The organism is Amycolatopsis sp. NBC_00438, from assembly GCF_036026695.1.
GTDB lineage: Bacteria > Actinomycetota > Actinomycetes > Mycobacteriales > Pseudonocardiaceae > Amycolatopsis.
In genome coordinates this window covers 9,716,444-9,738,468 of record NZ_CP107923.1, presented here as the reverse complement: position 1 = coordinate 9,738,468, position 22,025 = coordinate 9,716,444, and the positions used below count along the sequence as shown (strand labels likewise).

At 70.5% G+C, this 22,025-nt stretch carries 19 protein-coding genes; 12 read left to right on the top strand and 7 right to left on the bottom strand.

The window, feature by feature from the left end; all coding sequences use genetic code 11:
• The first annotated feature begins 17 nt into the window (after positions 1-17).
• Together OG494_RS44945 and OG494_RS44940 are read left to right on the top strand one after the other, a co-directional pair.
• Positions 18-764, top strand: a complete 747-nt coding sequence (locus OG494_RS44945; RefSeq protein ID WP_328449406.1) for a maleate cis-trans isomerase family protein — start codon at positions 18-20, stop codon at positions 762-764.
• Between the two features lies 1 nt (position 765).
• Entirely contained in the window at positions 766-1,476 is a 711-nt protein-coding gene (locus OG494_RS44940; protein WP_328449404.1) for a GntR family transcriptional regulator, read from the top strand.
• A 232-nt stretch (positions 1,477-1,708) separates the two neighbouring features.
• On the opposite strand, the gene OG494_RS44935 is transcribed toward OG494_RS44940, so the two are convergent.
• From OG494_RS44935 to OG494_RS44925, 3 genes are read right to left on the bottom strand one after another with little or no spacing between them, the layout of a single operon-like run.
• Positions 1,709-2,173, bottom strand: coding sequence for a DUF4262 domain-containing protein (locus tag OG494_RS44935; RefSeq protein WP_328449402.1), 465 nt, complete (start codon positions 2,171-2,173; stop codon positions 1,709-1,711).
• Between the two features lie 60 nt (positions 2,174-2,233).
• A complete protein-coding gene (locus OG494_RS44930) occupies positions 2,234-3,292 on the bottom strand; it encodes a tartrate dehydrogenase (protein ID WP_328449399.1) in 1,059 nt (352 codons plus the stop codon).
• Positions 3,289-4,752, bottom strand: coding sequence for an NAD-dependent succinate-semialdehyde dehydrogenase (locus OG494_RS44925; protein WP_328449397.1), 1,464 nt, complete (start codon positions 4,750-4,752; stop codon positions 3,289-3,291). The genes OG494_RS44930 and OG494_RS44925 overlap by 4 nt, the downstream gene beginning before the upstream one ends.
• Before the next feature lie 93 nt (positions 4,753-4,845).
• On the opposite strand from OG494_RS44925, the gene OG494_RS44920 reads away from it, so the two are divergent.
• Both OG494_RS44920 and OG494_RS44915 read left to right on the top strand, forming a co-directional pair.
• Positions 4,846-6,102: an aspartate aminotransferase family protein gene (locus tag OG494_RS44920; protein WP_328449395.1), complete on the top strand. Its 1,257-nt coding sequence runs from the start codon at positions 4,846-4,848 to the stop codon at positions 6,100-6,102.
• A gap of 2 nt (positions 6,103-6,104) precedes the next feature.
• Positions 6,105-6,602, top strand: coding sequence for a DUF3830 family protein (locus OG494_RS44915; protein WP_328449393.1), 498 nt, complete (start codon positions 6,105-6,107; stop codon positions 6,600-6,602).
• Between the two features lie 536 nt (positions 6,603-7,138).
• Here OG494_RS44915 and OG494_RS44910 read toward each other — a convergent pair.
• Complete coding sequence (locus tag OG494_RS44910) at positions 7,139-7,960, bottom strand: aldo/keto reductase (RefSeq protein ID WP_328449391.1); 822 nt, start codon at positions 7,958-7,960, stop codon at positions 7,139-7,141.
• A gap of 157 nt (positions 7,961-8,117) precedes the next feature.
• On the opposite strand from OG494_RS44910, the gene OG494_RS44905 reads away from it, so the two are divergent.
• The 4 genes from OG494_RS44905 to OG494_RS44890 are packed head-to-tail and all read left to right on the top strand — an operon-like array spanning position 8,118 to position 12,757.
• Entirely contained in the window at positions 8,118-9,503 is a 1,386-nt protein-coding gene (locus OG494_RS44905) for an FAD-binding oxidoreductase (protein WP_328449389.1), read from the top strand.
• A 5-nt stretch (positions 9,504-9,508) separates the two neighbouring features.
• On the top strand, positions 9,509-11,059 hold the full coding sequence (locus OG494_RS44900) for an acetolactate synthase large subunit (protein WP_328459212.1): 1,551 nt from the start codon (positions 9,509-9,511) through the stop codon (positions 11,057-11,059).
• 43 nt (positions 11,060-11,102) lie between these two features.
• On the top strand, positions 11,103-11,903 hold the full coding sequence (locus OG494_RS44895; protein WP_328449387.1) for an SAM-dependent methyltransferase: 801 nt from the start codon (positions 11,103-11,105) through the stop codon (positions 11,901-11,903).
• Between the two features lie 47 nt (positions 11,904-11,950).
• Entirely contained in the window at positions 11,951-12,757 is an 807-nt protein-coding gene (locus OG494_RS44890; RefSeq protein WP_328449385.1) for an SAM-dependent methyltransferase, read from the top strand.
• A 49-nt stretch (positions 12,758-12,806) separates the two neighbouring features.
• On the opposite strand, the gene OG494_RS44885 is transcribed toward OG494_RS44890, so the two are convergent.
• Both OG494_RS44885 and OG494_RS44880 read right to left on the bottom strand, forming a co-directional pair.
• Complete coding sequence (locus OG494_RS44885; RefSeq protein ID WP_328449383.1) at positions 12,807-14,222, bottom strand: MFS transporter; 1,416 nt, start codon at positions 14,220-14,222, stop codon at positions 12,807-12,809.
• A gap of 96 nt (positions 14,223-14,318) precedes the next feature.
• Entirely contained in the window at positions 14,319-14,816 is a 498-nt protein-coding gene (locus OG494_RS44880; protein ID WP_328449381.1) for a DUF3761 domain-containing protein, read from the bottom strand.
• A 141-nt stretch (positions 14,817-14,957) separates the two neighbouring features.
• On the opposite strand from OG494_RS44880, the gene OG494_RS44875 reads away from it, so the two are divergent.
• The 4 genes from OG494_RS44875 (at position 14,958) to OG494_RS44860 (ending at position 19,589) form a co-directional block, all read left to right on the top strand.
• Positions 14,958-15,659 carry an MBL fold metallo-hydrolase gene (locus OG494_RS44875; protein WP_328449379.1) on the top strand — a complete coding sequence of 234 codons (702 nt, stop codon included), beginning with the start codon at positions 14,958-14,960 and terminating at the stop codon, positions 15,657-15,659.
• Positions 15,660-15,679: 20 nt separating this feature from the next.
• The gene (locus OG494_RS44870; RefSeq protein WP_328449377.1) at positions 15,680-16,738 is read left to right on the top strand and encodes a sensor histidine kinase; all 1,059 of its coding nucleotides are present in this window, start codon (positions 15,680-15,682) and stop codon (positions 16,736-16,738) included.
• A 7-nt stretch (positions 16,739-16,745) separates the two neighbouring features.
• Positions 16,746-17,414 carry a response regulator transcription factor gene (locus OG494_RS44865; RefSeq protein WP_328449375.1) on the top strand — a complete coding sequence of 223 codons (669 nt, stop codon included), beginning with the start codon at positions 16,746-16,748 and terminating at the stop codon, positions 17,412-17,414.
• A 114-nt stretch (positions 17,415-17,528) separates the two neighbouring features.
• Positions 17,529-19,589, top strand: a complete 2,061-nt coding sequence (locus OG494_RS44860) for an MMPL family transporter (RefSeq protein ID WP_328449373.1) — start codon at positions 17,529-17,531, stop codon at positions 19,587-19,589.
• 77 nt (positions 19,590-19,666) lie between these two features.
• Here the strand turns inward: OG494_RS44860 and OG494_RS44855 are convergent, their stop codons facing one another.
• Positions 19,667-22,003, bottom strand: a complete 2,337-nt coding sequence (locus tag OG494_RS44855) for a GH92 family glycosyl hydrolase (RefSeq protein WP_328449372.1) — start codon at positions 22,001-22,003, stop codon at positions 19,667-19,669.
• Positions 22,004-22,025: the final 22 nt, after the last annotated feature.

Genomic DNA, 22,025 nt, shown 5'->3' with positions numbered 1-22,025 from the left:
GTCTCTCCGGAGGTTCCGTGACCACCATCGGCTTCATCTACCCCGACCACGCGGCCGAAGACGACTACCCGCTCGCCGAGCAGCTGCTCGGCGGGATGGCCGCCGACGAAGGCGATATCCGGCTCGCGGTCGAGCACATCTACGGCACCGACAAGCACGCGGTCGCCGAGTTGCTGGACCTCGGCAGCGAGACCCGCCTCGCCGACGGTGCCGCCCTGCTCAAGAAGCACGAACCCGACGCGGTCATCTGGGCCTGCACCAGCGGCAGCTTCGTCTACGGCTGGGACGGTGCCCAGGACCAGGTCGACCGCCTGGCCGCCGTCGCCGGCGTGCCGGCCTCCAGCACCTCCTTCGCGTTCGTGCACGCCGCGCGCGCCCTCGGCGTCAAGCGGGTCGCCGTGGCCGCCAGCTACCCGGACGACATCGCCCGGCTGTTCGTGGACTTCCTCAAGGCCGGCGGCATCGAGGTCCTCTCGATGGCCAGCGCCGACATCGTCACCGCGGCCGAAGTCGGCGCGCTGCCTCCGGAAGCCGTCGTCGAGCTCGCCGTGCGCCACGACCACCCGGACGCCGACGCGGTGCTGGTGCCGGACACCGCGATGCGGACGCTCCAGGAGATCAACATCCTCGAGGCCGCACTGAAGAAGCCCGTGCTGACCGCCAACCAGGTCACCGTCTGGGAGGGCCTGCGCCTGACCGGGCGGCACCGCCTCGTCCGCTCCCTCGGCGCGCTCTTCCGGCGGCTGCCGGACGGGAGCGCCTGACATGGCTCTGCCACCGGGCATGCTGCCCGAGATCGAGCCGGTCAGCCGGGAGTCGACGGCCGCGGTCATCGCGCGCCAGCTTCGTGACGCGATCATGACCGGCACCCTGCCGCCGGGCACCCAGCTCGGTGAGACCGACCTGGCCGCCCGGTTCCAGGTGTCACGGGGGCCGCTCCGGGAAGCCATGCAGCATCTGGTGTCCGAGGGACTGCTGCGCAGCGAACGGCACCGCGGCCTGTTCGTGATCGACCTCGAGCCCGGCGACGTCTACGACATCTACGCCGCCCGCTCCGCGATCGAACGCGCCGCGATGCTGCGCGCCATCCGCGGCGGCGAACGCGACCGGATCGCGGCGGTGCTCGAGCGGACCGTCGTCGAGATGGCGGCCGCCGCGAGCGACGACGATCCGAGCGCGCTTTCCACGGCGGACCTGAAGTTCCACGAGGCCCTGATCAACGCCTCCGGGAGCAAGCGGCTCGTCCGCATGGCCCGGACCCTGCTCATCGAGACCCGGATGTGCCTCACCGCGCTCCAGGGCACTTACCAGCGGGTCGAGGAGCGCGTGGACGAACACACGAAGCTCATCCAGGCCCTCCGCGACGGCGACGAGGAGACGGCGCTGACCCTCCTGGACGCCCACATGGAGGACGCGGTACAGCGCCTCGCGCCGGGTACCAGCCTCGTGGAGGGACACGCCCCGCCGGTGCCCTGACGCCCCGCCGAGCACCCGTGCCGCCTGTCCGAGCACACGGCTTCCCCGCCCTCGCGCCGTGGAAGCCCGTGCTCGGAGAGCAGACACGCGTGCTCGCAGGATCGACACGCGTGATTGCCGGGTCGGCACGTACACCCGGTCGGCCGGCTCGGGTATCCGGACGGACGTCACGCGTGCCTGGACGGACGGCACGGGTACCGGGAAGCACCCGACCGGCGGCGCGCAAACGCAGTCAGCGGGCATGGCGGACTCCCAGCACCGGCTGGCCACCGTGGCCGTCGCGGAAGTCGGGCGACCACGGCCAGCGACCCCGGTCGTCCGCGTGGACCAGTTGCAGCGCCCGGATTTCCGGGCCGTACAGCGCGACCGCGAACACCAGGTGCGCCGACGGCTCGCTGAGCGGGACGACCTCGATCAGCGGGCCGCCGCGCAACGGGATGCGTTCACCGGGCTCGGGTGGTGCCGCGTGCAGCGAATGGCTCGCCATGTCGTTGAGCAGATTCGCCGCCGCCCGCAGCGAAAGCCCGGTGGCGACCAGTTCGGGCAGGCCGTACCCGCTGAGCCCGATCGTGTAGGCCCACGGCGGGTACGGCCCGGCGCTCTCCACGCCTTGCACGAGCCAGCCCCGGTCGGCCACGCCGTCGCGAAGCCGTTCCAGGTACCCGGATCTGTCCGGGTCTTCGCACTGCTGACACATCGGTGTCTCCTCCCCCTCGGTGGACTGGGGACCACCGTGCCGGAGGGCACCGACAAAAACTCAGCCCAGCGCTTCGGCCACTGCCGTGCCGAGCCGTTCTGTGGTATCGCCGCCGCCGAGGTCCGGCGTGCGCACCCGGCCCTCGTCGAGCACCCGGTCCACCGCTGCGCGGATCGCTTGCGCGGCAACGGTTTCGCCCAGGTGTTCGACCAGCATCGCGGCCGCCAGGATCTGCGCCACGGGGTTGGCGATGCCCTGCCCGGCGATGTCCGGAGCGCTCCCGTGGACCGCTTCGAACATCGACGGGGATTCACCCGATGGGTTGATGTTGCCGGACGGTGCCATGCCGAGTCCGCCGGTGATCGCGGCCGCGAGGTCGCTCAGGATGTCGCCGAAGAGGTTCGAACCCACGATCACGTCGAGCCGGTCCGGCGCCTGGACCATGCGCGCCGCCAAGGCATCCACGTGCATCTGTTCACTGTGGACGTCCGGGTACTCGGCGGCGATCTCGGCGAAGATCTCGTCCCAGAACGGCATCGAGTGGATGAGCCCGTTGGACTTCGTCGCCGAGCAGACGCGCGAAGACCGTGTTCGCGCGAGGTCGAAGGCGTACCGGATGATCCGTTCGACGCCGACGCGGGTGAACACCGATTCCTGCACCACGAACTCGTCCGGCCGGCCCGCGTTGTGCCGGCCGCCGATCGCGGAGTACTCCCCTTCGGAGTTCTCCCGGACGATCACCAGCTCCAGCTCTTCGGCCTTCCGTCCGGCCAGCACCGACGTCGTGCCCGGCAGCAGCCGCACCGGGCGCAGGTTGACGTACTGCGAGAACGCCCGCCGCAGCGGGATCAGCAGGCCCCACAGGGAAACGTGGTCCGGGACGCCGGGGAAGCCGACCGCGCCGAGCAGAATCCCGTCGAACGCCGAGAGCTGCTCGACGCCGTCGTCCGGCATCATCGACCCGAGCTGGGCGTACCGCTCGCAGCTCCAGTCGAACTCGGTCCACTCCAGGGAGAAGCCGAACTTCGCAGAGGCGGCGTCGAGAACCTTTCGGGCCTCGACGGTGACGTCCACGCCGATCCCGTCGCCGGGGATGCTCGCGATGCGGTAGGAACTCACAGGGCCACCGCGATGTACTTGGTCTCCAGGAACTCGTCGATGCCGAACGAGCCGCCCTCGCGGCCGAGCCCGGACGCCTTGATGCCGCCGAACGGCGCCGCCGGGTTGGACACGATGCCCTGGTTCAGCCCGATCATCCCGGCTTCGAGGGCTTCGGAAACGCGCAGCGCCCGCTTGAGGTCGCTGGTGTAGACGTAAGAAACGAGACCGAACTCGGTGTCGTTCGCCTTCGCCACCGCCTCTTCCTCGGTGTCGAAGGCGGAGATCGGCGCGACCGGCCCGAAGATCTCTTCGTGCGTCAGACGCGCTTCCTGCGGGACGTCGGTGAGCACGGTGGCCTGGTAGAAGTGGCCAGGCCCGTCCACGCCGGCGCCGCCGGTGAGCACCTTCGCGCCGCGGTCGGTGGCGTCCTTGACCAGCTCGGTCACCTTCGTGACTGCGGCTTCGTCGATCAGCGGGCCGACGGCGACGTCCTTCTCGGTGCCGCGGCCCATCGGCAACGCCTGCATGCGCTCGGTCAGCCGTCGCGAGAACTCCTCGACGACACCACGCTGCACGTAGAAGCGGTTCGCCGCGGTGCACGCCTCGCCGATGTTGCGCATCTTCGCGAGCATCGCGCCTTCGATGGCCGCGTCCATGTCGGCGTCCTCGAAGACCAGGAACGGCGCGTTGCCGCCCAGCTCCATCGACGTCCGCAGCACCTTGTCGGCGCACTGTTCCAGCAGCTTGCGGCCGACGCCGGTGGAGCCGGTGAAGGAGAGTTTGCGGGCGCGGCCGTCGCGGATCAGCGGTTCCATCACGCCACCGGAGTCGCTGGTCGTGACGACGTTGAGGACGCCGGCGGGCAGCCCGGCCTCGGCGAGGATGCCGGCCAGGGCGAGCATCGACAGCGGCGTCTGCGCGGCCGGCTTGATCACCGACGTGCAGCCCGCGGCGATCGCCGGGCCGATCTTGCGCGTGCCCATCGCCATCGGGAAGTTCCACGGCGTGATCAGCAGCGTCGGGCCGACCGGCTGCTTGGTGATGAGGAAGCGGCCCGAGCCGTTGGGCGCGGTCGCGTAGCCGCCTTCGATCCGGACGGCCTCCTCGGCGAACCAGCGGAAGAACTCGGCGGCGTAGGCGATTTCGCCCTTCGACTCCGCCAGCGGCTTGCCCATCTCGAGCGTCATGAGCAGGGCGAGTTCGTCCTGGCGCGCCATCAGCAGCTCGTACGCGCGGCGCAGGATCTCACCGCGTTCGCGGGGTGCCATTTTCGCGAAGTCCGCCTGCGCGGCGACAGCGGCGTCCAGAGCGGCCACGCCGTCCGCCGGCGAGGCGTCGGCGACCTGACACAGCTCCCGGCCGGTCGCCGGATCCAGAACCGGGAAGGTCTTCCCGGTCTCGGCGGCGACCCACTTGCCGCCGATGAACAGTTCCTTGCCGACCGCGTCGACGACGCCGGACTCGGTGCTCACGCTCATCCCGACTGCTCCTCACGTGTTGTCCCGAGGGCCATGCTATGGATATTGTCAACAATCGACAACCCACTCAGACCGACCAAGGAGCACGCTGCCATGGCCCAGCTATCTCCGCTGCTCAAGCAGGCAACGCCCGTCGTGGTCGACCACGGTGAAGGGGTTTACCTCTACGACGTCGACGGCAACCGGCACCTCGACTTCACCGCCGGGATCGGCGTCACGAGCACCGGGCACTGCCACCCGCACGTCGTGCGAGCAGCGCAGGAGCAGATCGGCAAGCTCATCCACGGGCAGTACACGACGGTGATGCACCAGCCGCTGCTCGAACTGACGAAACGCCTCGGCGACGTCCTGCCGAGCGGCCTCGACTCGCTGTTCTTCGCGAACTCCGGGAGCGAAGCCGTCGAGGCCGCGCTGCGGCTTTCGCGGCAGGCGACGAAGCGCCCGAACGTCATCGCCTTCCAGGGCGGCTTCCACGGCCGGACCGTCGCGGCGGCGTCGATGACGACGTCCGGGACGCGGTTCAGCGCCGGCATCGGCCCGTTGATGTCCGGCGTGCACGTGGCGCCGTTCCCGTACGCCTACCACTACGGCTGGGACGAGCAGACCGCGACGAAGTTCGCGCTGCGCGAGCTCGACTACCTCTTCCAGACGGTCAGCGCGCCGAACGAGACCGCCGCGATCTTCGTCGAACCGGTGCTCGGCGAGGGCGGCTACGTCCCGGCGAACACCGAGTTCATGGCCGGGCTGCGCGAGCGCGCCGACCGGCACGGGATCCTGCTGGTGGTCGACGAGATCCAGACCGGCTTCGGCCGCACCGGGAAGTTCTGGGGGCACGACCACTTCGACGTCTCCCCCGACATCGTGCTGATCGCGAAGGGCCTGGCCAGCGGCTTCCCGCTGTCCGGCATCGCCGCCTCGCAGGAGTTGATGGCGAAGGCGTTCCCAGGTTCGCAGGGCGGGACGTACGGTGGCAACGCCGTCTCGTGCGCCGCCGCGATCGCGACGCTCGAGGTGATCCAGCAGGAGAACCTCGTGGAGAACGCGGCCGCACGCGGGCAGCAGCTGCTCGACGGCGCGCGGCTGGTCGCGGACAAGACGCCGGCGATCGGCGAGGTGCGCGGGCTCGGGCTGCTGGTCGGCTCGGAGTTCACGACGGCCGACGGCGAGCCGGACGCCGCGACCGCGGCGGCCGCGCAGCAGACCGCGTCCAAGAGCGGCCTGCTGCTGCTCACCTGCGGGCCGTACATGAATGTGGTCCGGATGGTGCCGCCGCTGGTGGTCACCGCCGAGCAGGTCGACGACGCACTGCGCGTCTGGGGCGAGGTCGTCGCGTCCGTCACGGGGAGCTGAGGATGGCCCGGTACATCACGATCACCCTCGACAAGCGCGGGATCTCCTGCCGGGCCCGGCTGCTGGACGACGAAGCGCCGCGCACTTGCAAGGCGGTGTGGGACGCGTTGCCGCAGAGCGGTTCGGCGTACCACGCGAAGTACGCGCGCAACGAGGTCTACACGCTCGTGCCGCCGTTCGCGGAGCCCAAGCCGGGGCGGGAGAACCCGACGATCACGCCGATCCCCGGCGACGTCGTGTACTTCGGCTTCGCGGCGTGGGAGATCGGCAACCCCGCGTACGGCTACGACGACGGCAGCGAGGCGCACAGCGACCAGGGCGCGACCGACCTCGCGATCTTCTACGGGCGCAACAACCTGCTGATCAACGGCGACGCGGGCTGGGTGCCCGGCAACGTGTTCGCCACGATCGAGGAGGGCTTGGCCGAGATGGCCGCGGCCGCGCAGGACCTCTGGCTACGGGGTGTCGAGGGCGAGACACTCTCGTTCGCGCGAGCCTGAATCCCTTACCCGCCAAGGGGACGCCGGGTGCGATTACCGCACCCGGCGTTCCCTTTTTCAGCCTTCCGCCACCCGAAAGGGTGATCGTCGGAGTTTCACCTTTCGTGGCCGGTGATCACCAGATCGAGCTACGCAAGTACCCGGGATGCCGGATCAAGCCCGGTATTACCGACAGTGAGATTCCGCCTGGTTGCTACCCGGAGTGGTTGACCGCCAACCGGGGCACCCCGGCGTCAAACACGAAGGGATTACGTGTTTAACATGGGAAGATTCCGCGAGAGCGAACTTCCCGGAAATCGGCTCTTTGACACTTCGCCAGCACGGTGAAAACCTGATTCAGCTCCTCGCGAGAGCAACTCCAGGGAATCAGGAATCATTCAATAAGGAGCCTTTCCATGCAGATGTTCGCCCAGCACGCGCACCACGCCCACGACATCCTCACGGGCGTTCTCGCGCACCTGGCGCACGTCCTCGGCTGGCTGGTCTGACCTAGGTGACCGGACGGCCCGGTCGCGGGAAACCGCGACCGGGCCGTTTCACGCGCTCGCGGACAACCGCGCGAAATCGTCGTCGGAAAGCTCGATTTCCGACGCGCCGCAATTCTCTTCGAGGTGTTCGGGCGACGACGTCCCGGGAATCGGGATGACGACCGGGGACCGGCGCAGCAACCAGGCGAGGGACACCTGAGCGGGTGTCGCGCCGAGATCGGCCGCGACCTTTCCGAGCACGCCGCCGGCCGTCGCGTGCCCGCCGTTCGCGATCGGCAGCCACGGGATGAACGCGATGCCCTCCCGCTCACAGTGGTCGAGGACGTCGTCGGACGCCCGGTCGGTCAGGTTGTAGCGGTTCTGCACGCTCGCGATGGGCGTGACGCCCCGGGCTTCCTCGAGCTGCGCGACACTCACCTCCGACAACCCGATCCGCGCGACCTTGCCTTCCTCCCGCAGCCGCGCGAGCGCGCCGACCTGCTCCGCGAGCGGCACCTGCGGGTCCAGGCGGTGCAGCTGCAGCAGGTCCAGGCGGTCGACGCGCAGCCGTCGCAGTGAAAGCTCGGCCTGCTGCCGGAGGTACTCGGGCCGGCCGAGCGGAACCCACTCGCCGCGGCTCGGGCGCGCGTGCCCGCACTTCGTCGCGATGAGCAGCCCCGGGTACGGGTGGAGGGCCTCGGCGAGCAGCTCCTCGTTCAGTCCCAGGTCGTAGGCGTCGGCGGTGTCGAAGAACGTCACGCCGAGCTCGGCCGCCCGGCGCGCGACCGCCGAGGCCCCGTCGGGCACGTGATCCCACTCGGTCAGCCGCATGGCGCCGAAACCCAGGCGACGCACGGAAAAGCCGTCTTCGAAGGTGTACGTCGATGTCATGCCGGAAGCCTCGCTCCGGCAGCCGTCACCCACCAGAGATTTAGCCTGAGCTAAATTCCGACCGCTCCGCCAAATATGAAACATTTTCATAGCGGCGTACTGGCGGTACGTACTACGCTGCGGTAACCACAGCAACGGCGCGGAGGAGAGACTCTCGATGGGCGACGTGGCGGCACAGCTGGCCGAGATCGTCGGGGACAAGAACCTGCTCACGGGCGAGGCGATCTCCGAGGACTACGCGCACGACGAAGCGCTGACGGCGGAGCCGCAGAAGCCCGCGTACGTCGCGAAGCCGGCAACGGCCGACGAAGTCGCGGAGCTGCTGAAGGCCGCTTCGGAGCACAGCATCCCGGTGACCGCACGGGGCTCCGGCAGCGGACTGTCCGGCGCCGCTCGCCCCCGCGAAGACGGCCTCGTCATCTCCTTCGAGCGGATGAACGCCGTCCTGGAGATCGACACCGGCAACCACGTCGCCGTCGTGCAGCCCGGCGTCACCCTCGCCGAACTCGACGTCAAGACGGCCGAAGCCGGGCTCAGCTACACCGTCTACCCCGGCGAGCTCTCCGCGAGCGTCGGCGGCAACGTCGGCACCAACGCCGGTGGCATGCGCGCCGTGAAATACGGCGTCACCCGCAACAACGTCCTGGGCCTGCAGGCCGTGCTGCCGACCGGCGAGATCCTCCGCACCGGCGGCAAGACGTCGAAGGTGTCCACGGGCTATGACCTCACCCAGCTGATCATCGGCTCCGAAGGCACCCTCGCACTGGCCACCGAGATCATCGTCAAGCTGCACCCGCGGCTGACCCACGGCGCCACCGTGCTCGCGCCGTTCGGCAACTTCGACCAGGTCATGGCGGCCGTCCCGGAGATCGTCTCCAGCGGGCTCGCGCCGCACATCCTCGAATACATCGACAACCTGACGATGGCGGCGATCGTCTACAACGAGAAGCTCGAGCTCGGTGTGCCGGACAAGATCCGCGAGACGACCGAGGCCTACCTCGTCGTCGCGCTGGAAAACCGCGAAGCGCAGCGGCTGGAGCAGGACGTCGAGACCGTCGGCGAGCTGCTCGGCGAGCTCGGCGCGACCGATGTCTACGTCCTCGACGGCGGCGCCGCGCGCAAGCTCATCGAAGCGCGCGAGAAGGCGTTCTGGACCGCGAAGGCCGCCGGCGCGGACGACGTCATCGACGTCGTCGTCCCGCGCACCGCGATGCCGGAGTTCATCAAGAAGGCCCGCGAGCTCGCGATGGCCGCGGGCGGCGGCGCGATCGGCTGCGGGCACGCCGGCGACGGCAACGTGCACCTCGGGATCTTCTGCAAAGACACCGCCGCGCGGAAGCAGCTGCTCACCGACATCTTCGCCCACGCCATGGCCCTCGGCGGCGCGATCTCCGGCGAGCACGGCCTCGGCCGCACCAAGGCGGGCTACTACCAGGAACTCGAAGACCCGGCGAAGATCGCACTGATGCGCCGGATCAAGCAGAGCTTCGACCCCGCCGGGATCCTCAACCCCGGCGTTCTCTTCACCGAAGGAACCGCATGAGCGAGATGAACGGCGCCCAGTCCCTGATCCGCACCCTGGTCGACGCCGACGTCGAAGTGTGCTTCGCCAACCCCGGCACATCGGAGATGCACTTCGTCGCCGCGCTGGACACCGTCCCGGAGATGCGGGGCGTGCTGGCGCTGTTCGAAGGCGTCGTCACCGGCGCCGCCGACGGTTACGCGCGCATCGCCGGCAAGCCGGCCGCGACGCTGCTGCACCTCGGCCCGGGTCTCGGCAACGGCCTGGCGAACCTGCACAACGCACGCCGCGCGAACACGCCGATCGTCAACGTCGTCGGCGACCACGCGACCTACCACAAGCAGTACGACGCGCCGCTCGAGTCGGACATCGAGTCGATCGCGAGCTCGCTCGAAGGCTGGGTGCGCCGTTCCGAGCACACCAAGGACGTCGGCGCGGACGCCGCCGCCGCGGTCGCCGCCGCGCAGGACGCGCCCGGCCGGGTCGCGACGCTGATCCTCCCCGCGGACGCTTCGTGGGGTGACGGCGGCGAGACCTGCCAGCCGATCCCGCCGCGTGTGCCGCAGACCGTGGACGCGACCACGGTCAAGGACGTCGCCGCGGTGTTCGGCACCGGCGAACCGGTCGCGCTGCTGATCGGCGGCGGCGCGTGCACCGAGGAAGGTCTGCGCGCGGCCTCCCGGATCGCGGCCGCGACCGGCGCGAAGGCGTTCGTCGAGACGTTCCCGTCCCGGCTCGAGCGCGGCGCCGGGCTGCCGACGATCGAGCGGCTCGGCTACCTCGCCGAGCAGGTCACCTACCAGCTCGACGGGATCAAGCACATCGTCGTCGCGGGCACGAAGGCGCCGGTGTCGTTCTTCGCCTACCCGGGCAAGCCGAGCGACCTGGTGCCCGAAGGTGCGCAGGTGCACACGCTTGCGTCCGTCGGACAGGACGTCACGCGCGCGCTGAACGAGGTCGCCGACCTGGTCGCCGCGGACACCGAGCCGGTGCTGCAGCAGGCGTCCCGGCCCGCGCTGCCGAGCGGCCCGCTCACCCCGCAGAACTGGGTCGACGTCATCGGCGCGCTGTTGCCGGAGAACGCGATCATCGCCGACGAGGCGAACACGTCCGGCCTGATGCTGCCGGCGGCGACGGCGGGCGCGCCGCGCCACGACGTCCTGACGCTGACCGGCGGCGCGATCGGCTACGGCATGCCGGTGGCGACCGGCGCGGCCGTGGCGGCACCGGACCGTCCTGTCCTGAACCTGCAGGCCGACGGCAGCGCGCTCTACACGATCTCCGCGCTGTGGACCCAGGCGCGCGAAAACCTGAACGTGACGACGGTGCTGCTCAACAACCGCGCGTACGCGATCCTGCGGCTGGAGCTGCAGCGCGTCGGGGCGCAGGGCGGCCCGAAGGCGAACGAGCTGCTCGACCTCTCACGACCGGACATGGACTTCGTGAAGATCGCGGAGGGCATGGGTGTGCCCGCGACCCGCGCGACGACCGCCGAGGAACTCGCCGAACAGCTGCGGCGCGCGTTCGCCGAGCCCGGGCCGCACCTTATCGATGCCGTAGTGCCACCTTTGCTCTGAGTCCGGCTATTCTCGCCGTCACACCAGATGTCGGGAGTGGCGGATGAGCGCAGACGAACACGCGAGACGGGGCATCGATTTCGAGCGCCCGAACGCGGCGCGCGTGTACGACTACATGATCGGCGGCAAGCTCAACTACGCCGTCGACCGGATGTTCGCCGACCAGATCCTGGGCGTGCTGCCGAACGCGCGGCACATGGCGGTGGTCAACCGGGCGTGGCTGCGCCGGGCCGTGCGGTTCGGCGCGGAGCAGGGCATCCGCCAGTTCCTGGACATCGGCTCGGGCATGCCGACGGTCGGGCACGTGCACGAGGTCGTCCAGGCGATCGACCCCGCGTCGCAGGTCGTCTACGTCGACAACGAGCCGATCGCCGTCGCGCACAGCGAGATCGTGCTGGAGGGCAACGACAACGCGGCGATGGTCCAGGCCAACGCCGAGTACGTCGACGAGGTGCTGGAGCACCCGACCACCGAGACGATGCTGGACTTCGACCAGCCGGTGATGATCATCATGGCCGCGTTCGTGCACTTCATCCCGGACTCCCGTGACCCGGCCGGCCTGATCGCGCAGTACTTGGACGCGTTCCCGCCGGGCAGCTACCTGGCGTTGTCGTCGGGCACGTGGGAAGGCCAGGGCGAGGAGTCGCAGCGTTCGGTCGCGCTGTACGAGAAGAGCGGCACGCCGCTGACCCTGCGCTCCCCCGACGAGATGCGCGCGCTGGTGAAGGGGCTCGAAATCCTGCCGCCGGGTGTCGTGTTCACGCCGGAGTGGCGCCCGGACGAGCCGCTCGAAGACCCGGCCGCGCAGTCCGGCGGTCTGTCGCTGGTGGCGCGCAAGGCCTGACGCGGGCCGGGCTATTCTCGCGTCACACTCGAGCCCGGGAGCGGCGGATGACCGAAGACGAACTGGCTAGGCGCGGCATCGACCTCGAGAAGCCGAACGCCGCGCGTGTGTACGACTACATCCTCGGCGGCCAGCTGAACTACGCGGTCGACCGAATGTTCGCCGAGCAGGTGCTGACGGCGCAGCCGAACGCGCGAGAGCGGGCGAGGCTCAACCGGCAGTGGCTGCGCCGCGCGATCCGGTTCGGGATGGACCAGGGCATCCGGCAGTTCCTGGACATCGGCTCGGGCATGCCGACCGTGGGGCACGTGCACGAAGTCGCGCAGGCCGCCGACCCGACCTCTCGCGTCGTCTACGTCGACAACGAGCCGGTCGCGGTCGCGCACAGCGAGATCGTGCTGGAGAACAACGAGAACGCGGCGATGGTGTACGCCGACGCCGAGTTCCCGGACGACGTCCTCGAGCACGACACCACCGAGATGATGCTGGACCTGGACCAGCCGGTGATGGTGGTGATGGCGCTGTTCGTGCACTTCATCCCGGACGAGCGCGAGCCGGCCCGGCTGCTCGCCGCCTACCGTGACGCGCTCGCGCCCGGCAGCTACCTGGCGCTGTCGTCGGCCACGCACGAGCGGCAGAGCGACGAGACCGCGCGCGCCGTGGCGATGTACAAGAAGAGCTCCAACCCGGTGATCCCGCGCTCGGCCGACGAGCTGCGGGCCCTGGTCGACGGCTTCGAGATCGTCGACCCCGGCGTCGTGTTCATCCCGCAGTGGCGCCCGAACTCCACCGACGACATGCCGGCAGACCCGACCGAGTGCGGCGGGCTGGCACTGGTGGCGCGCAAGAACTGACGGCGTGCGCCGCGGGTCCGGTCCCCTCGACGGCAGACCGGACCCGCGCCTACGCGACGCCGACCAGAACCGGCGCCACCTTCGTCTTCGGGACCAACGCCGCGAGAGCGACGCCGGCCAGCGCGGCGCACGCCGCGACCGCGAACGTCGCGCGGAAGCCGCCCAGTGACGGCACCGCCAGGCCGCCGACGCTGATCGTCAGCTGCGCCAGCATCGCGGCCATCACCGCGCTCGAGACGGCCGTGCCGACCGAGCGCATCAGCGCGTTCAAGCCGTTCGCGGAGGCCGTTTCGGTGACCGGCACCGAGCCCATGATCAGCGCGGGCATCGCCGCGTACGCGATCCCGACACCGGCGCCGATGATCACCGACGCCGTGATGAGCTCGAGTGCGTTGTCCATCAGCACAATTGCGAACGCGTAGCCGACGGCGATCACCAGGGCGCCGCTCATCAGCGTCGGGCGTGGGCCGAACCGCGCGATGAGCCGCGCCGAAACCGGCGAGAGCAACATCATCACCAGGCCGTTCGGCGCGAGGGTGAGCCCGGATTCGACCATGGTCTGGCCGAGCCCGTAGCCGGTCGACGACGGGGCCTGCAGCAGCTGCGGGAACGACAACGCCATGGCGTACAACGCGAAGCCGACCATGATCGACGCCAGGTTCGTGAACAGCACCGGACGGCGGGAGGAGACGCGCAGGTCGACCAGCGGGTCGCGGCGGCGCAGCTGGTAGACGCCCCAGCCGACCAGGACGACGACGGCCAGCGCGGCCAGGCCGAGCGTCCGCGCGCTGGTCCAGCCCCAGGTGCCGCCCTTGACGACGGGCAGCAACAGGCAGAGCAACCCGGCGGCCAGGCCGAACGCGCCGAAGTAGTCGAACGGCGCGGGCGTGCGCAGCGGCGACTCCGGCACCACCGTGAGGATCAGCAGCGCGCAGGCCAGCCCGAGCCCGGCGGCCGTCCAGAACAGCACGTGCCAGTCAGCGTTCTCGGCGACCAGCGCCGCGACCGGCAGCCCGATCGCGCCGCCCACCCCGAGCGTCGCGCTCATCAGGGAGATCGCGCCGCCGACGCGTTCGGGCGGGAGCTCGTCGCGCATGATGCTGATGCCCAGCGGGATGACGCCCATCGCGCAGCCCTGGAGCCCGCGGCCGAGGATCTGGAACGCGAGCGCGCTGGTCGTCGCGGACACGACCGAACCGGCGATGAGCACGGCGAGGCTGATGAGGATCATCCGGCGTTTGCCGTAGAGGTCACCGAGCCGGCCGCTGACCGGCGTGATCACCGCCGCGGCGAGCAGCGTCACCGTGACCACCCACGACGCGTCGGCGGGCGAGGCGTGCAGCAGCCGCGGGAACACCGGGATCAGCGGCACGACCAGGGTCTGCATGAACGACGCCACCAGACCGCACGAAGCGAGGACGACGACGATCGCGCGGCCGGGCCCTTCGGGACGGGACACCACCACACCCCCAGATGTGTAGTTAGTACGCATCATGCAACTTCATGCACTGTACCTACGCACTGGGGGATTCCGATCCATTCGTGCTCGATGCCGTACATCTCACAGCCAGGTGCGCACCCCGCCGTGCCCCGAGCAGGTGCCGGAGCGGTGCTGGCTGTAGCTGTAGCTGCCGTCGTTGCAGATGGCGGTCGCGCCGGACGGGTTGTCACTCGGCCGGTGCACGCAGTTGCCGTCCGAGTTCCGGTAGTAGTCGGCACCGCACGCGGCAGGTTGCGGCGCGGGCTTGGCCGTGGTCTTCGGCGCCGGGGCTTTCGCCGCGGTCGTCTTCGGTGCGACGACCTTGGGTGCGACGGCCTTGGGCGCGACGGTCTTCGGCGCGGCCGTCGTGGCGACCGGCACGTCGGAAGTGGTCGGCAGCGCGGAAGTGGTAGCCGGCGCTTCGGTCGTGACCGGAACGGAATACGTCGGCGTCGCGTAGCTCGATGTCGTCGGCGCGATCACGCCGACGTTGCCGGTGTCCCTGAACTGCTGCGGACCCGCGCCGCAGCCTGCGACCAGCAGTCCCGCCGCCAGGATCAACCCGAGCTTCTTACCCACAAGTACTCCTTAGCCACGCGAACCGATGCCGCCTAGTCGGTGGCCGGAAACCGTTTGTTACAAAGAAAATCGCAAGCGACCCCCGTTACGCTGTGAGCAAATCCCGCCCCGCGCGCACGCGCTCACCCCTAATCTCGCGGCATGGAGCTCGTCGAGATCACCCCGCGGCTGCACTTGATCCGGGACGCGTTCGTCCAGGCCTACCTCTGGCAGGACGACGACGCCCTGACCCTGATCGACACCGGCCTCGCCGGCTGGGCGCCCGGCATCGCGGACGCGATCCGCTCGGCCGGGCGGGAACCCGGTGAGCTGCGCCGGATCGTGCTGACCCATTACCACTCCGACCACGCGGGCGCGGCGGCCGACATCCGCGCGTGGGGCGGGATCGAGGTGCTCGCCCACCACGCGGACGCGCCGGTGGTGCGCGGTGAACGGCCCGCCACCCCGCCGGTGCTGCTCGACTGGGAGCGTCCGCTGTACGAGCAGACCGGCGCCGAGACCAAGGGCCTCACCGGGCCGCCCTGCGCCGTCGACCGTGAACTCGCCGACGGCGACGAACTCGGCTTCGGCGGCGGCGCGAAGATCCTCGCGATCCCCGGGCACACCGACGGCAGCATCGCGATCCACCTCCCGGAGCACGGCGTCCTGTTCACCGGCGACTCGGTCACGCAGATGGAGGGCGCCGCCATGCCCGGCGTGTTCAACACGGATCGCCCGCGCCTGCTGGAGTCATTCCGCAGGCTGGCCGCGCTGAACGTCGAAATCGCGTGCTTCGGCCACATGGATCCGTTCACCGAGCACGCCGGCAAACGCTTGCGCGCCGCTCTAGACGGGCTGGCGTGAATCCGTCCTAGACTCGCCGGATGTCCTGGTTACGGCGGTACGCCGCCGAACTCGCGGTCACCGTCGCGGTGCTCGCGGGTTCGCTGTTCGCCGTGCTGAGTGACACGGCGGAGCCCGGGAACCACGTCGTGCTCGGCTGGGTGCTGACAATCGCCTGCTGCGCCGCGCTGTTCCTGCGCCGCCGCTACCCGCTGGGTGTCGCCGGGTTCGCGCTGGTCTGCTGCGCGCTCTACTACCCGCTCACCGATCCGGACGGCCTTGTCCTGCTGGCCTTCGCCTACACGCTCTACACGGCCGCGGCGGCCGGCCGGATCCGCGGCGCCGCGCTGCTGGTCGTCGCGGCGATGGCGGGTGTCGTGGTCGGCGAGATCAGCTCACGGACCGGGCGGCACGTCGACAACTTCGCGTTCTTCCTGATGACCGGCTGGTTCGTCGCGCTGGTCGCGGGCGGCGCCGTCGCGCACTTCCGCGCCGCGGCCGAACGCACCAAAGCCGCCGAAGCGCGGACCGACGAGCGCCTCCGCATCGCGCGCGAGCTGCACGACGCGCTGGGCCACCACCTCGCGCTGATCAACGTCCAGGCCGGCGCCGCGCTGCACCGCCGGGATCCGGAGCAGTCCGAAGAAGCACTCGGCGCGATCAAGGACGCTAGCAAGACGGCGTTGCAAGAGCTGCGCGCGACTCTCGGCATGCTGCGCCAGACCGGCGTGCCCACGCTGTCCCGCGTCGCGGAGCTGGCCGAATCGGCCGGCGCGTCCGGGCTGACCGTGCGCACCGAGATCGACGGCGTCGCCCGGGACCTGCCGCCGGACGTCGAGCACGCCGCGTTCCGCGTCGTCCAGGAAGCTCTGACGAACGTCGCGAAGCACGCCGCCGCCACAGCCGTCGTCGTCCGGCTGGGCTACGGCGAAACCGAGCTGTCCGTCCAGGTCGACGACGACGGCCGCGGCGGCACCGCCCCGGCCGGCGACGGCATCCGCGGCATGACCGAACGCGCGCGGGCCCTCGGCGGCGAAGTGACCGCCGCGCCGCGCGAAGGGGGCGGTTTCCGGGTGCGCGCCCGGCTGCCGGTGCGATGATGGGCCGATGATCCGGGTCCTGCTCGTCGACGACCAGCGGCTCGTCCGCGCCGGCTTCCGGTCCATTTTGGACGGCGAGGACGACATCGACGTCGTCGCCGAAGCCGCCGACGGGCACGAAGCCCTGCAGGCCGCGCACGACCACCGCCCGGACGTCGTGCTGATGGACATCCGGATGCCGGTGCTCGACGGCCTGGCCGCCACCCGGCACCTGCTGGCAGACCCGGCGCTGACCGGCACCAAGGTCGTCATCCTCACCACGTTCGACCTCGACGAAGACGTCTACGGCGCGCTTCGCGCGGGTGCGAGCGGGTTCCTGGTCAAGGACACCGAACCCGCGGAGCTGATCCACGCCGTGCGCGTCGTCTCCCGCGGTGACGCGCTGCTGGCGCCGTCCATCACGCGACGGCTGATCTCCGAGTTCGCCGCTCGCGTCACCCGCCCGGCGACGGCCCCGGCGCTCGACCGGCTCACCGACCGCGAGCGCGAAGTCCTGTCCCTGGTCGCCGCGGGCCTGTCGAACGACGAGATCGCGCGCGAGCTGACACTCAGCCCGGCGACGGCGAAGACGCACGTCAGCCGCATCATGACCAAGACCGGCACTCACGACCGCGCCCAGCTCGTCGTGCTCGCCTACGAGTCCGGCGCGGTGACACCGCGCTGGCTCAACCCCTGAGCCGTACTCCCGCGGGAGTACGGGAAAGGCCTTAAGGGACACCGCCGGGAGCACCCGAAGTGCCCTCCGGAGCGCGACGCGGAGTAGGCCCGCACTCGCGGATTCTTGTCCACCATGGACACCATCACTCGCACCTCCGGCGGCCGGCTGGCGCGTCTCGCCGGCTGGGCGCAACGCCACCGGTGGCTCGCCGTCGCACTCTGGGCCCTGGTCCTCCTCGGCGTCACGTTCACCTCCCGGCTCACCGGCAGCGCCTTCCACGACGACAACTCGCTGCCGGGCACCGAGTCGCAGCAGGTCGTCGATCTGCTGAAGACGACCGCGCAGTCCGGCGCGAACGCGCAGATCGTCTTCAAGTCCGACAGCGGGCTGCCCACCCGGCGTGCCGCGGTCGAAAACGCTCTGGGGAATGTCCGATTGCTGCCGCACGTGCGGTCGGTGACCGGCCCGTTCGAGAGCGCGGCGACGCTGTCGCGGGACGGCCGGATCGGCTACGCGACCGTCACGTTCGACGCCGCGTCGGCCGACCTCCCCTACGCCGACATCGTCAAGGTCGTCGACACCGCGAAGCAGGCGAAGGACGTTCAGGTCGCGCTCGCCGGTGACCCGATCAAGCGGGTGGCCGAGGGTGGCGGGCCCGCGGAAGGTGTCGGACTGCTCGCCGCGCTGGTCGTGCTCGTGTTCCTGTTCCGCTCGCTGCTCGCGGCGGGACTGCCGGTCATCACCGCGGTGTTCGCGGTCGGCAGCACACTGGGCGCGATCACGATCGTCTCGCACTACGTCGACATCGCGAGCTACACGTCCCCGCTGATGATGCTGGTCGGGTTCGGCGTCGGTGTCGACTACGCGTTGCTCATCTTTTCCCGCTACCGCAGCGAAATCCTGGCCGGCCACGACCGCGACGCGGCGGCGCGGCGCGCGCTCGACACTGCCGGGAGGTCGGTGCTGTTCGCCGGGACGACGGTGATCATCGCGCTGCTCGGCTTGCTCGCCCTCGGGCTCGGCGGGCTGCGGGGTGTCGCGCTGGCCGTCGCGCTCACCGTCCTCATGACGATGCTCGCGTCGGTGACGCTGCTGCCCGCGTTGCTGTCGCTGTTCGGCAAGCGGCTCGAACGCGGCATCCGCAAGCACGCCGAAAGGCGCGAGCACGGCAAGGCCTGGCGGCGGCTCGCCGACGGCGTCCAACGTCGTCCGGCAGCCCCGCTGGCGATCGGCCTGCTCGTCCTCGTCGGACTGTCCCTCCCGGCCGCGGGCATGCGGCTCGGCTTCGCCGACTCGGGCACCGACCCCGCCGGGTCGACGACGCGCGAGGCGTACGACCTGATGGCCGAAGGGTTCGGGCCGGGCTTCAGCGGGCCGCTCGCCGTCGTCACCGAAGACGGCGAGCCCGTCGCGCTGCAGCAGCGGCTCGCGTCGACCCCGGGCATCGCCCGCGCGCTGCCGCCGATGGGCCTGACCGTGCTCGCGTTCCCGACGACGTCCCCGCAGGACGAAGCGACCGCCGACCTGGTGACGCGCCTGCGGACCGAGGTCCTACCGTCCCTGTCCGGCCACTACCTGGTCGGCGGTTCGGTCGCGGCCGCGACGGACTTCGCCGACGCCGTCGCCGCTCGGCTGCCCCTGTTCGTGCTGGTCGTCGTCGGGCTTTCGGCGTTGCTGCTGATGGTCGTGTTCCGGTCGATCCTCATTCCGCTGAAGGCGGCGCTGCTGAACCTGCTGAGCATCGGCGCCTCGCTCGGCGTGATGACGCTGGTGTTCGGCGACGGCTGGTTCGGCGCGCAGTCCGGCCCGATCGAGGCGTTCGTGCCGGTGATGATCTTCGCGATCGTGTTCGGCCTGTCGATGGACTACGAGGTGTTCCTGGTGTCGCGGATGCACGAGGAGTGGCGGCGCACCGGCGACGCGCGGCTCGCGGTGCGCGAAGGCCTCGCCGCGACCGGCGGCGTGATCACCGCCGCCGGCGCGATCATGGTGCTGGTGTTCGGCGCGTTCCTGCTCGACCCGTCGCGGATGCTGGCGCAGTTCGGGCTCGGCCTCGCGGTGGCGGTGCTGCTGGACGCGCTGGTGATCCGCTGCCTGCTCGTCCCGGCGATCATGCGCCTGCTCGGCGCGCGGGCCTGGTGGCTGCCTCGCTGGCTGGACCGCCGGCTCCCGCACGTCGCGCTGGAACCGTGAGTCGCTTCGGCGGCGGCCAAGGCCCGGGCGGCGCGCCCAGGCCTTGGTCCGCTGCGTTCAGCCTGATCGGGTGACGGTCAGCTCCCCCACGTCGTCGGCGTCTCGGACAGGCGGAAGTCCAGGGAACCGCCCGTGTGCAGGAAGGACTCGTCGAGCTTCCAGTCCCGCTGCGGCCGGCCGGCCCTGCGGACGTCCGCGACGTACTTGCCGCTGCCCGACGTCGCGATCCGGATCGGGGCCCCGGCCGCCGGGCGGATCACGGCGCTCGGGAACAGCGGGCTCGACAGCAGCAGCTCGCCCGAACCCGGCGTGCGCGGGTAGATGCCGAGCGCGGCGAAGACGTACCAGGCGGACATCGTGCCGAGGTCGTCGTTGCCGGGCAGGCCCAACGGCCCGGTCCCGTACACCCCGTTCACCAGCTGCCGCACGGTTTCCTGTGTCTTCCACGGCTGCCCGAGCTCGTTGTAGAGCCACGGCGCGTGGATGTCGGGCTCGTTCGTCGGGTCGTACTTGAGCGGTCCGCCACCGCGCAGCAGCCAGTTGCCGTTCGCGTCGTGGAAGAAGCCGTCGAGGCGGGTGACGGCGGTCGTCTTGCCGCCCATCGCGTCGGAGAGGCCGGAGACGTCCTGCGGGACCATCCAGGTGTAGGCCGCCGCGCTGCCCTGGGCGAACCCGCGGTCGCTCGCCGGGTCGAACGGCGTCACCCAGCCGCCGTCGACGTTGCGCGCCTGCATGTAGCCGGTCGCCGGGTTGTAGACGTTGCGCCAGTACTCCCCGCGCGCGTGCAGCTCTGCGGCTTCGTTCTTGCGACCCAGCAGCTCTGCGAAATGTCCGATTGCGAAGTCGGCCACGGAGTCTTCGAGCGTCTCCGCGGCGCCGCCCCAGCAGTGGCAGACGTCGTTGGGCGCGTAGTGCGAGGTCAGGTACTGCGCGAGGTTCGGGCGCTGGCCGACGCACTGGCCGGGGCAGCCGCCGTCCTGCAGACCTTCCGGCCGCGGCACGGTCGCCTGCTTGTACAGCGAATCGAACGCGCCGCGGTAGTCGAAGTTGCGGACGCCCATCGCGTAGAACGTCGCGAGCGTCGCCGCCGTCGGGTCGCCGGTCATCACGTGCGTCGCGCCGTTGACGTGCACCCAGCGGTCCCAGACGCCGTCGTTCTGCTGCGCGTAGTTGTAGAGCGACTGCGCGAAGTTCCCGGCGACGCGGGGTTCGAGCAGGGCCAGGAGCTGCACCTGTGCGCGGTACTGATCCCAGCCGGAGAAGTTGGAGTACTGCGCGTCCTGGCCGCGGGCGACGCGGTGGGGTTTCCGATCCATCCCCAGGTACTGGCCGTCGACGTCGCTCACCAGGTTCGGCTGCTGCAGGCCGTGGTAGAGCGCGGTGTAGAAGGTGATCTGCTGGTTGGCCGTGCCGCCGCTGACAGCGACGCGGTTCAGTTCGGTGTTCCACGCGCGTTTCGTCTCGGCGGCCACGCTGTCGACCGTGGACCTCGGCGGCTGCTCGGCCCGCAGGTTGCGCTCCGCGCCTTCGAGCGAGACGTACGAAATCGCGATCCGCATGGTGACCTTGCTGCCGGGCGCGAAGGTGACGTACCCGCCGGAGCCTCGGCCCGCGCGGTCGCCGCCGGTCGCGTAACCCTCACCGCCGGTCTGGTCGAGCCCGCCCGGCTGCAGCGTCGCGTCCTTCCACGTCCCGGTGCCGGCGAACGGCTGGTCGAACCACGCGGTGAAGTACAGCCGGTAGTAGGACTTGCGGTTGTTGACGCCGCCGTTCGCGCGGCGGCCGCAGAACGCGCCGGTGAGCACGGACCCGGTGACCTTGCGGTTCGCCGGGTCGAGGTGCGTCTCGGCGTCCTCGCTGCCGTTGAGCGAGTTCGACGTCCGGAAGAGCAGGTTCGCGGGCTTGCCCGCGGGGTACCGGAGGGTGCCGAGCGCGGTGCGTTCGGTGGCCGCCACGTCGGTGGTGACGCCGTTCGCGAGCCCGAGCTTGTAGCGCCCCGGCGTCGCCGATTCGTCGGCGTGGCTGAAGTTGCTCGCGTAGATCGCGTCGGTGGTGTCCGCGGTCGGCGACGACGTGACGTCGCCGGCGAAGGGCAGGATCGGCACGTCCCCCGCGGCGCCCGGGTTGCAGCCCGCGCCGTTGACGTGCGTGAGGCTCAGGCCGCGGATCCGGGTGGTGTCGTGCTGGTAGCCGTTGGCGGCGCCGGTCGACGTCTGGTCCCCGCGCGTGCTGGTGGGACTCCAGGCGAGCATCCCGAACGGCGCGGTGGCCCCGGGGTAGGTGTTCCCGTCCCCGGCGGAGCCGATGAGGGGATCGACGTAGTCGGCAGGGCTCAGGCCGGCGGCGGCTGACATCGTTGTCAGGCTGGAGGCGAACAGGACGGCGGCGAGGACCACCGTGACAGGACGGCGCATGGGCGGAGATTAACCGCGTCCG